At 68.3% G+C, this 14,296-nt stretch carries 14 protein-coding genes; 2 read left to right on the top strand and 12 right to left on the bottom strand.

The window, feature by feature from the left end; translation table 11 throughout:
• Positions 1 to 163: 163 nt before the first annotated feature.
• A complete protein-coding gene (locus tag EDD41_RS12805) occupies positions 164 to 754 on the top strand; it encodes a DUF305 domain-containing protein (RefSeq protein WP_123576175.1) in 591 nt (196 codons plus the stop codon).
• A gap of 48 nt (positions 755 to 802) precedes the next feature.
• Here the strand turns inward: EDD41_RS12805 and EDD41_RS12800 are convergent, their stop codons facing one another.
• From EDD41_RS12800 to EDD41_RS12770, 7 genes are all read right to left on the bottom strand, one after another.
• The gene (locus EDD41_RS12800) at positions 803 to 1,903 is read right to left on the bottom strand and encodes a S1C family serine protease (RefSeq protein ID WP_211336661.1); all 1,101 of its coding nucleotides are present in this window, start codon (positions 1,901 to 1,903) and stop codon (positions 803 to 805) included.
• A gap of 2 nt (positions 1,904 to 1,905) precedes the next feature.
• A complete protein-coding gene (gene nadE, locus EDD41_RS12795) occupies positions 1,906 to 2,727 on the bottom strand; it encodes an ammonia-dependent NAD(+) synthetase (RefSeq protein ID WP_123576174.1) in 822 nt (273 codons plus the stop codon).
• Between the two features lie 17 nt (positions 2,728 to 2,744).
• A complete protein-coding gene (locus EDD41_RS12790; protein WP_123576173.1) occupies positions 2,745 to 3,449 on the bottom strand; it encodes a sensor histidine kinase in 705 nt (234 codons plus the stop codon).
• Between the two features lie 42 nt (positions 3,450 to 3,491).
• A complete protein-coding gene (locus EDD41_RS12785) occupies positions 3,492 to 3,842 on the bottom strand; it encodes a hypothetical protein (RefSeq protein WP_123576172.1) in 351 nt (116 codons plus the stop codon).
• Positions 3,843 to 4,114: 272 nt separating this feature from the next.
• Positions 4,115 to 5,026 carry an ABC transporter ATP-binding protein gene (locus tag EDD41_RS12780; protein WP_123577111.1) on the bottom strand — a complete coding sequence of 304 codons (912 nt, stop codon included), beginning with the start codon at positions 5,024 to 5,026 and terminating at the stop codon, positions 4,115 to 4,117.
• 66 nt (positions 5,027 to 5,092) lie between these two features.
• Complete coding sequence (locus EDD41_RS12775; protein WP_123576171.1) at positions 5,093 to 5,458, bottom strand: DUF2200 domain-containing protein; 366 nt, start codon at positions 5,456 to 5,458, stop codon at positions 5,093 to 5,095.
• A 10-nt stretch (positions 5,459 to 5,468) separates the two neighbouring features.
• Complete coding sequence (locus EDD41_RS12770) at positions 5,469 to 6,161, bottom strand: response regulator transcription factor (RefSeq protein WP_123576170.1); 693 nt, start codon at positions 6,159 to 6,161, stop codon at positions 5,469 to 5,471.
• Between the two features lie 131 nt (positions 6,162 to 6,292).
• Here EDD41_RS12770 and EDD41_RS12765 point away from each other — a divergent pair, with 131 nt between their 5' ends.
• On the top strand, positions 6,293 to 7,822 hold the full coding sequence (locus EDD41_RS12765) for an aspartate:alanine exchanger family transporter (protein ID WP_245995755.1): 1,530 nt from the start codon (positions 6,293 to 6,295) through the stop codon (positions 7,820 to 7,822).
• On the opposite strand, the gene EDD41_RS12760 is transcribed toward EDD41_RS12765, so the two are convergent.
• The 5 genes from EDD41_RS12760 to dnaJ all read right to left on the bottom strand — a co-directional run bounded on the left by EDD41_RS12760 (position 7,788) and on the right by dnaJ (position 14,294).
• Entirely contained in the window at positions 7,788 to 10,067 is a 2,280-nt protein-coding gene (locus EDD41_RS12760; RefSeq protein WP_123576168.1) for a glycoside hydrolase family 3 C-terminal domain-containing protein, read from the bottom strand. The genes EDD41_RS12765 and EDD41_RS12760 overlap by 35 nt on opposite strands.
• 104 nt (positions 10,068 to 10,171) lie before the next feature.
• Positions 10,172 to 11,143, bottom strand: a complete 972-nt coding sequence (locus EDD41_RS12755; RefSeq protein WP_123576167.1) for a carbohydrate kinase family protein — start codon at positions 11,141 to 11,143, stop codon at positions 10,172 to 10,174.
• 28 nt (positions 11,144 to 11,171) lie between these two features.
• Positions 11,172 to 12,548 (bottom strand): sugar porter family MFS transporter, encoded by a 1,377-nt coding sequence (locus EDD41_RS12750; protein ID WP_123577109.1) that lies wholly within the window; start codon positions 12,546 to 12,548, stop codon positions 11,172 to 11,174.
• Positions 12,549 to 12,699: 151 nt separating this feature from the next.
• On the bottom strand, positions 12,700 to 13,128 hold the full coding sequence (locus tag EDD41_RS12745) for a heat shock protein transcriptional repressor HspR (RefSeq protein WP_123576166.1): 429 nt from the start codon (positions 13,126 to 13,128) through the stop codon (positions 12,700 to 12,702).
• Positions 13,125 to 14,294, bottom strand: a complete 1,170-nt coding sequence (gene dnaJ, locus EDD41_RS12740) for a molecular chaperone DnaJ (RefSeq protein ID WP_094763235.1) — start codon at positions 14,292 to 14,294, stop codon at positions 13,125 to 13,127. The genes EDD41_RS12745 and dnaJ overlap by 4 nt, the downstream gene beginning before the upstream one ends.
• Positions 14,295 to 14,296 lie beyond the last annotated feature (2 nt).

Raw genomic sequence — 14,296 nt, 5'->3', positions numbered from 1 at the left:
ACAGCCGCTCGGGTTCCCGCGGTCCCCTCGGGTTGCAACACACGCAGATCGCTGGAACCCACTCGGATCGCAGACCCAACGGGATCAGTCCGCACCCCCGCCGTCCCGGTCGGCAGACCGTCGGGCAGGATGGAGACTTCGCCCGCAATCCCAGGAGAATCCCATGACCACCCGTCGCACCCTGCTGATCGGCCTGGCCCTGGCCGCGAGCGGACTGACTGCCTGCAGCGGCGAGCCGACGGACAATCCGACACCCGTGATCGCGACGCCCACCGAGTCCGGACCCGCGGCGCACATCTCGGTCAGCGCGGATCCGACCGCCGCACACAACGAGGCCGACGTCGCCTTCGCTCGCGCCCTGCTCCGGCACGACCAGGAGACGCTGGACCTGGTCAAGCTCGCCCCCTCCCGCGCGTCGTCCCTCGAGGTGAAGCAGCTGGCCGCGGAGATCGAACTGCAGCAGGGGCCGCAGCGTTCGGAGCTGGAGCGCTGGCTGCTGAACCGCAGCCAGTCCGTCGACAGCAGTGCCAATGTCAAGCAAGCGGGCACGGCCAAGAAGCTGGCGGCGCTCGACGGCGCCGCCTTCGACAAGGCCTTCCTCACCGCGATGGTCGCGCACCACGAACAGGGCCTCGCCCTGGCCGCCACGGAAATGGCCGACGGCACGGAGCCCGCAGCCAAGGCACTGGCCGCCCGCATCACCACGGAGCGCAAGCCACAGCTGGAGCGGATGCGCACACCACTGGCCGGCTGACGGGGCCTCGACAAGCTCGGCCGCCGGTTCCAGTGCTCGGCCGTCGGGTCAGGACGGGCGTGCGGCGAGGGAGACCTCGAGCTGCTGCTGCTTCCCGTCGCGCACGACCGTCAGCTTGGCCGTACTGCCCACCCGACGTTCCCGCACCTGCGCAATCAAGCTGAGCGCGGAGTCCACTGCTTCCCCGTCGATCGCCGTGATGCCGTCGCCGTCCTTCAGCCCCGCCTTCTGCGCGGGCGTGTCGGCGCCGACGACCCCCAGGCCGGCGGCCCACCGTCGGGAACCGTCCACCTCCACGATGGCGTCCTGCACCTGGACACCCAGCCACGGGTGCTCGGCCTTGCGGGACTTCAGGATCTGGTCCACCACGGACTGCATCTGGCGCTGCGTGATGGCAAAGCTGATGCCGATGTTGCCACTGCCCTGCTCCAGCGTGGCGATGGAGGAGTTGATCCCCACCAGCTTCCCGTCGGCGTTGACCAGAGCCCCGCCGGAGTTGCCCGGGTTGACCGCGGCCGAGGTCTGGATGGCATTGGTGACCACCGGCTCGCCGCTGCCCTGCGAGGCATCACCGGCCGTCACCGGACGGTTGAGCGCGCTGACGATTCCGGTGGTGACCGTCCCCGCGAGACCCAGCGGATTGCCCACCGCCATCACCGGGGCACCCACCACCAGATCATCGGAGGAGCCGGTCTCGATGGCGGTCAGGTCCTTGGGTGGATCCACCACCTCCAGCACGGCGAGGTCGCTGGCCGCATCACTGCCCACCAGACGGGTGGCGAAGACACGCTCGTCATGCAGCGTGACCAGCACCTGCCCACCACCCTGCGAGGCCGCCTCGATCACGTGGTGGTTGGTCACGACGTGCTTGTCATCGATCACCACACCGGAACCCGATGAGGAACCCTGACGGGCCTGCACGGAGATGGCCACCACGCTCGGCGAGACGCGCTTGGCCACATCGGACCAGTCCACCGCCGAAGCGGCGGGCGCGCCCTGCCCCGGAGTGCCGGGGGACGTGGCGGAAGGAGCAGCCGATCGACCGTCGGCGGTGGACGGCGGGGGCGAGGTGTCGGTGGGTGCGCCGGGGGCACAGGCCGTCAGGGCCCAGGCCAGGGCGAGCGCGGCAAGGTGGCGTCGCAACCCCACGGTCACCTCCACCAGGTGTCACGGATCTCCACCGGAGTGGTGCGCTTGTGACGGCTGCGCAGGTACTTGGTCTCCAGCTTCTCGGCCACCCCGTCGGGGATCTCCTGGCCCTGCAGGTAGGCGTCGATGTGGTCGTAACTGATGCCCAGCTCGTCCTCGTCGCTGCGCAGCGGCTTGCCGTCCAGCAGGTCCGCCGTCGGCTCCTTCGCCCACAGCCGCTCCGGGGCGCCGAGGTGCTGCAGCAGCTGGCGGTTCTGGCCCTTGTCCAGGGTGAACAGCGGCAGGATGTCCGCGCCACCGTCGCCGAACTTGGTGAAGAAGCCGGTGGTGGACTCCGAGCCGTGGTCGGTGCCGATCACCAGCAGATTGCGCTCGCCGGCAATGGCGTACTGCGCCACCATCCGCATCCGGGCCTTCACATTGCCCTTGTTGAAGTCGCTGATCTGCATGCCGGTGCCCTCTTCGAAGGCGCCCTCCATGCCATCGGTGGCGGCCTTGATGTTGATGGTCACCTCGGTGCTGGCGGCCACCCAGTCCATCGCGGCGGCAGCGTCGGCCTCGTCGGCCTGCACCCCGTGCGGCAGGCGCACCGCGACGAAGTCCGCCTCGGCCCCTTCGGCACGCAGCCGGTCGACGGCCAGCTGGGCCAGCCGGCCGGCCAGGGTGGAGTCGATGCCGCCGGAGATGCCCAGGACGAAGCCCTTGGTCCCGGTCGCCTTCACGTAGTCGCACAGGAACTGGACGCGACGCTCGACCTCCTCGGCGGGGTCGATGGCGGGCTTGACGCCCATCTCCTCCATGATCACCTTCTGCAGTTCACGCATGAGGACAGCCTAGAGGCTCAGCCAACGGCCAGCGGTAGCTCGACGGTGATCCGCAGCCGGCCATGCGCCACCCGAGCCTGCACCCGGCCACCCATCTGGCGCACCAGCTCCTGCACGATGGACAGGCCCAGCCCGGCATGCGCCCCGGTCCGGGCCGGATCCGCCCGGTAGAAGCGTTCGAAGAGCCTTTCGGCCTCGTCCTGGGCAAGTCCCGGAGCCTGGTTGGCCACCGCGAGCAGGGCCCGCTCCCCCTCGCGCGCCAGCGAGACCTCCACGTCCCCACCTCCGTGGGCCAGCGCATTGGCGACGAGGTTTCGCGCCACCCGGCCCAGTGCGGTGGCCTCGGCATGCACCATCAGGGGCTCGGGCGGAAGGTCCACCGTCGGCTCGATCCCCTTGCCCTCGAAGGCGACGTAGAAGCCCAGCAGGGCCTCGCTCACCACCGAGGTGGCGTCCACCGCCCCAAGTTCCAGATCTCGGCCCCCCGCATCCAGCACGCTGAGCTCGAAGAAGTCGTCCACCAGCCGTCCAAGATCATCAACCCGCTCCAGCACCGTCTGCAGGCGTCGCGGGGAGGTGTCCGCGGCAGCACCATCCCGCTGGACCAGTTGGAGGTAGCCACGCACCGCGATCAGTGGCGTCTTGAGGTCATGGGAGATGTCCGCGATCTCCCGTCGCAGGCCGCGAACGCCCAGGACGGCCGGAGCGCCACTGCCGCGCACACCGCGGCCACGATCCAGCCCGTCATGGCGTCAGTCTTGCAGTCAGCTCAGCTCGCGGCGACGAAGCCACGCGAGGCTGGCGGCCATCAGCACCGCGCACCCCATCGCGAAGAGCAGCCAGGTGTGCCCGACGATCTGGGTCTGGGCCCAGGCCCGGGAGACCCGGTTCAGGTGCCAGACCGGATTGAGCCCGAGCAGGGAGTCGACAATCCGCGACGGGTGGGCCCGCACCACGGCGGCCAGGATCGGGCAAACCATGACCAGCACCGCCAGCAGGGCCTTGGACAGGTACAGCCGGGTCTGCGACTGGCCCTGGGCCACGGCGATCTTGGTGATCCCGTTCTGGTCATCGGCCGTGGTGATCATCATTCCGGTGATCGGGATCGCGAACATCGTCGCCGCCGTGAAGCAGGTGGCGGAGTAGACCAGTTCCCAGAACAGCGGGTGCCCCGGGTGCGTGTAGGCGAAGCCGACGAAGCCGTCGATCAGCTCGACCCCCTCCCGGGCGACGCCGATCGAGCCACCGAAGGCGAAGGACGTGCTGCTGTGATCGGCGAAGTTGAACAGGCAGGCTGATCATCAGGCAGAAGACCACCCCAATGGTCCTGGCGAAGCGCGACCGCAGGAAGCGGTAGGCGTCGGCACGAAGCATGTTGGCGAACATGTCAGGCGCCCTTGACGAGGTCGGTGAAGTACTCCTCCAGCGAGGCGCCACGCACGTCGAGGGCGCTGACCTGGACACCGGCACCCACCAGGGCGGAGTTGATCTTGGCGGAGGAATCCAGATGATCGGTCAGCTGCAGCGTGTGGCCATCGGTCACCCGGTAGCCGCAGATGCCCAACTGCTCCTCCAGCACGGTGGCGGCGCGCGGGGCGTCGTCGACGCGGATCCGCAGCGTGCGCTGGCACTGCTCGTGCAGCTCGCCGGCGGTGAGCTGGCGCACCAGCCGCCCATGGTGAATGAAGCCGTATCGGGTGGCGAACAGGTCCAGCTCGGCCAGCAGGTGGGACGAGATCAGGATGGTGGTGCCGTCCTCATGGGCACGGCGCACCATATCCTCCCGGACCCGTGCCATCCAGGTGGGGTCCAGCCCGTTGACCGGCTCGTCCAGGATGAGCAGCTCGGGGCGACCCAGCAGGGCGACGGCCAGCCCCAGGCGCTGGCGCATGCCCAGGCTGAACTTGCCAGCCGGCTTCTTGCCGGTGTCGGCCAGGCCGACGACCTCCAGAGCCTCGTCCGTCCAGTGCTTTCCGGCCAGTCCTCGCTGGACCCGCAGCGCCTCCAGGTTCTGCCGGGCCGTCAGGTCCAGGCTCAGCGCCGGCGCCTCGATCAGCGCGCCGATCCGCGAACGCTGCGCCACCACCGCGGATCCGGTTGCTCCGAAGAGCTCCACCGTCCCCGCCGAAGGGCGAGCCAGGCCGGTGAGCAGCCGGATCAGCGTCGTCTTGCCCGCACCGTTCTGCCCCACCAGGCCATAGATCTCGCCACGCGGGATCTCGATCCCGACGTCATCCAGGGCCTTGACCTTGCCATAGGCCTTGGCCAGGCCCTGGGTCCGCACCACCATCTCGTCCATGACCCCGAGCATGCTGGACAGGTGTCAAGAATTGGTGAAGAAGCCCCTCAAGACTTTGCCAAGGCCTCAGCCGACGTCCTTCGGGGTGCGCAGGATGCTGGACATCCTCTTGCCGCGGGCCAGCTCGTCGACGAGCTTGTCCATCCACCGGATCTGCTGCATCAGGGGATCTTCGATCTCCTCGACGCGTATTCCGCAGATCACGCCGGTGATCAACTCAGCGTGCGGATTCATCGCCGGGGCCTGGGCAAAGAAGGCCTCCAGACTGCGCTCGTCGTCGATGGCGGCCTGCAGCCCTGCCTCGTCATATCCGGTCAACCAATCGATCACCTGCAGCAGTTCCGCGACGGTGCGCCCCTTGCGTTCCACTTTCGCCACATAGTGCGGGTGGATGCTGGCATAGCTCATGTCGAAGATCTTGTGTCGGGCCATGCCGGTCAGCCTACTGTTCGCGCAGCGTGTAGCCGATGCCCCAGACGGTCCTGATCGGATCAAGATCAACGGCATTCTTGATCTTGCGACGAAGGTTGTGCATGTGGGCATTGACGGTGCGCTCGTCGTAGCCGTACTCCTCGCCCCAGACCTCGGCATAGAGGCGCGCCTTCGGGTGCACGATCCGCGGGTCCCGGATCAGCGCAGTCAGCAGGCCGAACTCCGTCGCAGTCAGGGCCAGGTCCACGCCACCGGCCGTCGCGGTGAGCGCGTCCTCGTCGAGTTCCAGTCCGGCGTGTCGATGCAACGTGCGGGGCGCGGCGCTGCCCCCCGCGCGGCGCAGTGCGGCCTCGCAGCGAGCAACCACCTCGTCGATGTCGAAGGGCTTGGTGATGTAGTCGTCGGCGCCCAGGTTCAGCAGGTCGATCTTGGTGCGGGTCGTCTCCCGGGCCGAGAGGATGATCACGGGCACCTGGCTGCGTTCCCGGATGGCTCGCAGCACCTCGTCGCCGCTCTTGAAGGGCAGCATCAGGTCCAGCAGCACCAGGTCCGGCTGTTCCGTGTGGGCCAGGCGCATGCCGTCGGGGCCGGTGAAGGCCTGCACCACCCGCATTCCCCGTTCGCCCAGGATCTCGGCCAGCAGGTCACTGGCCTGCCGGTCGTCCTCGACGACCAGCACGACGGGCCCGGGAATCTGGTTCACGGCCCCATCTTGCCCTGTGCGAGCTGAGACCGCGTGGCGCCGGTCCGCGTGCGGCGCAACAATGCCCTGTACCCCTCATGTCTGGAGCCCACTTGCTCGACCATCTCGCCGCCAATCCCCTGCTGACCCTGATGCTGGTCCTGTCCACCGGCGCACTGCTCGGCCAGATCAAGTTCGGGCCGCTGCGCTTCGGCGCCGCCGGCGCCCTGTTCATGGGCCTGGTGATCGGCGCCTTCGACGCCAGGCTGGGCAACGGGCTGGGGATGGTGAAGAGCCTGGGCGTGGTGCTCTTCTGCTACACCGTCGGTCTGGCCGCGGGCTCCACCTTCGTCTCCGACCTCAAGCGCCAGTGGTCACTGATGGTGGCCGGCATCGTCGGGCTGGGGGCGATGGCGGCGGCCGGCCGACTGCTGGGCGACCTGTTGGGTCTGTCCCCCGCGCACGTCGCCGGGGCCTATGCCGGTGTGCTCACCTCGCCGGCCATCGACGCAGCCACCACCGCGACCCACGGTTCGAGCGACACCCTGGTGGGCTATGCCCTGGCCTATCCGACGGGCGTGGTGATCGGCATGGTGGTCGTCGCGCTGGTGGTGGGCCAGCGTTGGCCCGGGAAGCGGGACAACCGGTCCATGGCCGAGGCCGGGATCGTGGCCATCACCTGCCACGTCAAGCGTCAGGCCGAGCTGCGCGAGGTCCCCGGCTTCACCGACCAGAGCGTGAAGTTCTCCTACCTGGAACGCGACGGCGACATGCGCGTGGCCCGTGGCCTGGGGCCGCTGCTGCCCGACGACAGGGTGCTGGTGATCGGCTCCCCGGACGATGTGGAGCACGCCATCGCCTTCCTTGGCCATGCGAGCCAGCAGGGCGACCTCACCCACCTGCGCCGTGACGTGGACTTCCGCCGCTTCCTGGTCAGCTCCCCGCATCTGGTGGGACGCAGCATCGGTGAGCTCAATGTGCAGACGGATCTGCACGGGGTGATCACCAGGGTCCGCCGTGGTGACCTGGACATGCTGGCCCGCGATGACCTGGTGCTGCAACCGGGTGATCGGGTGCTGGCGGTGGTGCCGAGCAACCAGATCGAGGACGCGGTGGACTTCTTCGGGGACTCCGAGCGCCACGTCAGCCAGGTGGATGCCCTGACCATGGGCCTGGGGATCAGCCTCGGCCTGCTGGCCGGCAGCGTGGTCCTGCCCCTGCCGGGTGGGATCCGCTTCGCCCTGGGTGCTGCGGCGGGGCCGCTGGTGGTGGGGATGGCGCTCGGCGCACTGCACCGCACCGGCCCCTTCCGCTGGGATCTGCCCGGCGCGGTGAATGCGACGTTGCGCCAGCTGGGGCTGATGATCTTCCTGGCGGCCGTCGGCCTGGCGTCGGGACCGGCCTTCCTTTCCCAGGCCTTCACCCTCACCGGCGCCAAGATCATCTTCGTCTCGGGCGCGAGCCTGGTCCTGGGCACCGTCATCGTGCTGGCCGGGGCACGGCTGATCGGCCTGTCCGCCCAGCGCGCGACGGGTGGCTTCGCGGGCTTCGTGGGGCAGCCTGCCATCCTCGCCTTCGCCAATGCCAAGGTCAACGACGAGCGGATCGAGAGCGCCTACGGCGCCCTGTTCGCCCTGGGAACGATCATCAAAATCCTGCTGGTGCAGGTGATTGCGCGCTGACCTCGCCCAGCACCTCTTCCAGCTCGGCATAGCTGAACGGGTTTCCCGGGAAGAAGAGCAACCGATCCATCGGGAAGTTGCCCACCAGGGTCATCATCTCCTCGTTCCCGAAGAGCCCCGGGGGCCGGCCAGAGTCGTCGCCCCAGCGGGCGATGACGCGCTCCATCAGCTGCTCGTCGGCCAGCCACTCGGCCGCCGTCGAGGACATCGACAGCGGCAGGCCGATCCGTGGCGCCTCCACCTGCAGTGACTGCTCCAGCACCACCTCCCGGGCATTGCGGCAGGCCTCGATGACGAATTCGCCGGCCTCCACCTCCCAGCCATTCGTGACCTGGGACCAGAAGCTGAAGGCGCGTTGGTCCAGCGCAAGCTCCACCGTCCGGCTCTCCCCCGGTTCCAGGAAGACCTTGGTGAAGCCCTTCAGCTCGCGCACCGGCCGCTTGGCCTCGCTGGCCACGTCACGAACATAGACCTGCACCACGTCGGCGCCGGCCCGCTCTCCGGTGTTCGTCACCGTGAGACGCACCCGGGCTGCAAGATCACCGCCCGCCACCGAGCCCGCGGTCTCCAACCGCAGGCCACTCCAGGCGAAGCTGGTGTAGGACAGGCCGTGCCCGAAGGGGTAGAGCACGTCGAGCTTTCGGGCGTCGTAGCCGCGGTAGCCCACCATGATGCCCTCGCCGTAGCGGGCGTGTCCCTCATGGGAGGGGAAGTTCCCGTACGAGGGATTGTCCTCCAGACGCATGGGGATGGTCTCGTTCAGCCGCCCGGACGGATTGACCTTGCCCGTCAACACGTCCGCGACTGCACCGCCGACCGCCTGCCCACCGAGCCACGCCTCGAGGATGGCGGCCGGAGCGTCCTTCCACTCGGCCATGGAGACCACCGAGCCATTGCTCAGCACCACGACGGTCCGGGGATTGACGGCGCTGACCTGTGTGACCAGGTCCACCTGGTGCGGCGCGAGGTCCATGTGGGTACGGTCGAAGCCCTCGGACTCCTCGGCATCTGTCAGGCCGATGCAGACGATGGGCACCTGCACGCGACGGGCCAGTTCGACGGCCTCCCGGGCCAGGGCCTCGTCCGGCCCATCCAGGGTGAAGCCGGGCGCGAAGGGCACCTCGCCGTAGGTCTTGGACAGCGCCTCCAGCGCGCTGGTGACCCTGGTCGCATTCACCTGCGAGGAGCCACCGCCCTGGAAGCGGGTGGTCCGGGCGAATTCGCCGATCACCCCGATGCGCGCCTGCGGCGAGAGCGGCAGTACCCCGTCATTCTCCAGCAGCACGATGCCCTGGGCTGCGGCCTCGCGGGCCAGGGCGTGATGGGCGTCGAAGTCGACGGTGACCGAACCCGCCCCACCAATGGCCGAGCCCGTCGAGGCCTCGGCCCTGGCCACCAGCTCCAGCACCCTGCGGACGCAGGCGTACAGGTCCTCCATGGTCAGCTCGCCGGACTCGACGGCGGCCACCACGGCCAGTTCGGAGTGGTCGAGCGCCGGCGGCATCTCAAGATCGAGACCGGCCTTCACCGCGGCGACCCGGTCCGCCACGGCGCCCCAGTCGCTGACCACCAGCCCGTCGAAGCCCCATTCGTCGCGCAGCACCTCGGTCAGCAGCCAGTGGTTCTGGCTGGCCCACACCCCGTTGATCTTGTTGTAGGAGCACATCACCGTCCACGGCTGGGCCGCGGTCACGATGCGCTCAAAGGCGGGCAGGTAGATCTCACGCAGGGTGCGCTCGTCCACATCCGAGCTCATCCGGATCCGGTCGGTCTCCTGGTTGTTGGCGGCGAAGTGCTTGAGCGATGTTCCGACGCCGCGGCTCTGGATGCCCTCTACCAGGGCCAGGCCCATCTCACCGGCAAGGTAGGGATCCTCGCTGATGTACTCGAAGTTGCGGCCGCACAGGGGGGAGCGCTTGATGTTGACGCCGGGGCCGAGCACGACGCCGACACCCAGTGCCCTGGCCTCCTCCGCAATGGCCTCACCGACGCGGCGGACCATCTCCCGATCCCACCCTGCATGGACATTGCTCGCCGTGGGGAAACATGTGGCGGGCTCGGAGCCCCCCACATTCGTCTCTACGTCGACGTGCAGCTGGGTGCGCATCCCGTGGGGTCCGTCGGAGACCATGATCGACGGCAGGCCGAGCCGCTCGACGTCGCGGGTGTGCCAGAAGTCCTTGCCGATGACCAGCGCGGCCTTCTCCTGCAGGGTCAGTTCGGACAGCAGCATGTCGACATCCATCGGGGCTCCCTCGCCAGTGGTGGTGGACCCATGCTAACTTCTGACCAGATGGAAAGGAACCCCTCCCCCGCGGCGCGGAGAAGGGGTTCCAGATGCCTTCGGCGTCAGTTCGCCAGGCTGGGATCCTCGCGGACGACGGCCTCGATGTCCTCGCGGATCGGCGCGTGCGCCCCGGCGCGACTCACCGTCAGACCCGAGGTGACCACCGCGCGGTGCAGCGCGGGCTGCACCTCATTCCACCCGGCATCGGCCAGCCGAGCGGCAGCCTCCCGGGAGCCGAGCAGCCCCGCATCCAGCAGGCCGGACAGCAGACCACCCATGAAGGAGTCACCGGCGCCGACGGTGTCCGCCAGCTTCACGGTCATCTGGTCCACGTGCAGCATGTCCCGGTTGTGGCCCAGCAGGGCGTAGGCACCCCACGGACCGCGGGTGATCACCACGAGTGCGGGACCCATGGCGGCCCACCTGCGCATGATGTCCTCCACGGGAATTCCCGGATAGAGCCATTCGACGTCCTCGTCGGAGGCCTTGACCACATCGGCCAGGGCAACGAGTTCCTCGATCCGGCCCAGCACCTTCTCCGGGGCCTCCATCAGGGCCGGGCGGACATTGGGGTCATAGCTGGTGGTGCCGGTGGGCTTGACCGCCGTGACCGCGTCGACCACCTGGGTGCCACCGGGCTCCAGCGTCGCCGCGATGGAACCGGTGTGCAGGTGGGCATAGCGCGAGACATCGGTCATGTCGGGCAGCGCCCATTCAAGATCGAACTCGTAGGTTGCGCGCCCCTCGGCATCCAGGTGGGCAAAGGCGACGGGCGTCTTCGCGGCCCCATCGCTGCCAGGCTGCACGGGCACCCCATGATCGGCGGCGTGCCGCTCGATCGCGGCTCCCCGTTCGTCCTTGCCCCACCAGGCGCCGATGGTGGCGTCGTGGCCGAGCCGCGACATCACGCAGGCGACATTGAGTGGGCTTCCACCGACGTGCTCGCCGGTGGTCACGCCGTCGCGGATCACGACGTCCACCAGGGCCTCACCCAGGCAGAGCACCGACGGTTTGCTGGGAACTTCACTGTTCATGGCTGTGATCCTCTCATTGGCACCAAGATCATGCACGGGCGAGTCCGAGCTCGGCTTCCATCTCCTCCAGTGGGACACCCTTGGTCTCGGGCATCACCTTGAGCACCCAGAAGAGCTGGGCGACCATGAAGACCAGGAAGACCGAGAATGCCACGCCACCACCCAGGGCATCGATGATCGGCGGGAAGAGCGTGGAGGTCAGCCAGGCGAAGACCCAGTGGGTCAGCGAACCCAGCGACTGCCCGCGGCCGCGGATGCGGTTGGGAAAGATCTCGCTGATGAAGACCCAGATCACCGAGCCCTGTCCGAAGGCGTGGGCGGCGATGAAGACCAGCAGACCGACCAGGACGAGGATCGAGGAGGTGCTGGTGAAGGCGCCGTTCTTGGCATTCTCGTAGTAGAACATCACGCCGGCCAGGAAGCCGAGGCTGATCAGGTAGCCGATCGAGCCCACCAGCATCAGCTTGCGGCGGCCCATCTTGTCGATCACGGTCAGCGCGGTCATGGTGGCCACCAGGTTCATGAAACCGACGGCCACGCTCATCAGGTAGGCGGCATTGGCGCTGGCGCCGGCCTTCTGCATCACGGTGGGGGCGTAGTAGAGGATGGCGTTGATGCCGGACATCTGGTTGAACATGGCGATGGTGAAGGCCAGCAGGATCACCTTGCGGTTGCCCTTGGTGAAGAACTTGGCGTCCTTGTCGTTGTTGCGTTCGGCCTCGGCCAGACCCTCATCGATCTCCCGGATCTGGAGCTCCGCCTCGTCGCGGGTCATGGTGAGACGGCCGACGATCTCGCGGCCTTCAACCTCGCGCCCGTGGGAGATCAGCCAGCGGGGAGTCTCCGGGACGGTGAACAGCAGGGCCAGGAAGATCGCGGCCGGGACGGCCATCACGCCGAACATCCAACGCCAGTCGAGGGTGGGATCGTTCACCAGGGTGCGCACGACCCAGTTGGACAGGTAGGCCAGCAGGATGCCGAGCACGATGTTGAACTGCACCAGCCCGACGAGGCGTCCGCGCACCTTGGCCGGCGCGATCTCCGCGGTGTAGATGGGGGCGCAGACGCTGGCGGCGCCGACGCCGATGCCGCCCAGGAAGCGAAACAGGCTCAGCACCCAGACGTCGTGGGCGAAGGCGGAGCCGAGCGCGCCCAGGATGTAGAGGATGCCGATGACGAACAGGACCTTCTTGCGGCCGTACTTGTCGGCGGGCTGGCCGGCAGTCATCGCGCCGAGGATCGTGCCCAGCAGGGCGACGCCCACGACTGTGCCGAGCTCCGCAGAGGTCAGGGAGAAATAGCTCTTGAGCGCGTCGGTCGTTCCGGAGATGACGGCGGTGTCAAAGCCAAAGATCAAGCCGCCGAGTGAGGCGACGATCGCGCTGCGGGTGACGAGTGGTTTCATGCCCACGACGCTACGTAGGACGAGCCAGTCGCGTCTGGATTCTCAGCGCCGAATTTCCACCAATCATGTGGGGTCATGTCCGTTATATCCCACTTTTGTGAGGTGCGTCACGTCAAAACGGACATATGTGGACTACCTGGTGCAGATGTGTTCATCGCCCAGGAAGTGCCAGCTGACGGCGCACGACGGGCCGCCCCAGGTGCACGTCACCGGAGGCCCCGGCTGTGAACAGACGTGTCCCTGCAGGGGCAAGCCGGGCGGCACGCGCCTCGTCGAGCAGCGCATTGGCCTCGGCCAGTTGGTGGCGCACCCGGTCCAGCTCGTTCTCCAACTCCAGGATCCGCTGGATGCCGCTGAGGTTGATCCCCTCCTCCTGCGAGAGGTGCTGCACCAGCCGCAACTTCGCCACATCACGTGGCGAGTAGCGGCGCCCACGCCCGCGGGAGCGGTGCGGGACCACGAGGCCCAGCCGGTCGTACTGCCGCAGGGTCTGCGGGTGCATGCCGGCCAGGTTGGCCGCGACGCCGATGGCGAAGATGGCGGCGTCGCGGTCCACGACCTGCGGGTACTTCTCACTCATGAGACGTTCCCGAACAGCCCTGCCCGCGGGTTCCTGTTCCCGAGCGCCCGGCCGAATTCGGCCAGGGCCCGCTTGGCGTCCTCGTCCAGCTCGGCGGGCACCTCCACCTCGACGGTCACCAGCAGGTCACCCGTCGTGCCATTGCTGCGCGCCACGCCCTTGCCGCGCACCCGGAAGGTGCGGCCATTGGGGGTGCCGGCGGGAATCCGGAGCTTGACCTTGCCGCCCTTGAGCGTGGGCACCTCGATCTCGGCCCCCAGCGCCGCCTCGGGGAAGGTGACCGGCACCGTGATGGTGAGGTGGTCATCCTTGCGCCCGAAGAGCGGGTGCGGCCGCACGTGCACCAGAACGTACAGATCCCCGTTGGGGCCGCCGTTCTCGCCCGGCGAGCCCTTGCCCTTGATCCGGATCTTCTGGCCATCGGTGACGCCCGCAGGGATCCGTACCTGCATGGTCTTGGCGGACTTGGCGCGTCCGGAGCCGCTACACACCTCGCAGGCCTCCTTCACCACCAGGCCCCGGCCCTTGCAGTCCGTGCACGTTTCGGTGATGCCGAAGACGCCACCATTGGTGGAGGTGCGCACCCCGGATCCCTGACAGGTCTGGCAGACCTCTGGGACGGTGCCGGCCTTGGCGCCGGTGCCCCGACAGGCGGCGCAGGCAGCCTCGGAGACCATCTGCACGCCGACGGTGGTGCCGTCGACGGCCTGCTCGAAGCTGATCGTCACGTCGCCCTCGACGTCGGCGCCACGACGGGTGACACGTCCGCCCCCGCGACGGTTGGTCCCGCCGGCCGCCTGGCCGAACAGGTCACCGAAGATGTCGCCCAGACCGCCGCCGGCCTGGGCATTGCGGAAGAGGTCCTCGACGTTGACGCCGCCCGGCGCACTGCCGGGCTGGCCGCCACGCGGGAAGCGGAATCCGCCCCCGCCGAAGAGGCTGCGGGCCTCGTCGTACTCCTTGCGCTTCTTGGGATCGGACAGCACGGAGTTTGCCTCCGAGACGTCCTTGAAGCGCTGCTCTGCCCTGGCATCGCCGGGGTGCTGGTCCGGGTGGTTCTCCCGGGCCAGCTTGCGGAAGGCCTTCTTGATCTCCTCGGGCTTGGCGTCCTTGGAGACGCCGAGGACCTTGTAGTAGTCCTTGTCCGCGTAGTCCTTAACGCTCATGG

This window comes from Luteococcus japonicus, assembly GCF_003752415.1.
Classification (GTDB): Bacteria; Actinomycetota; Actinomycetes; order Propionibacteriales; family Propionibacteriaceae; genus Luteococcus; species Luteococcus japonicus.
Note: the sequence above shows the minus strand (reverse complement) of the source record. Positions and strands in the feature narration are given on the sequence as shown.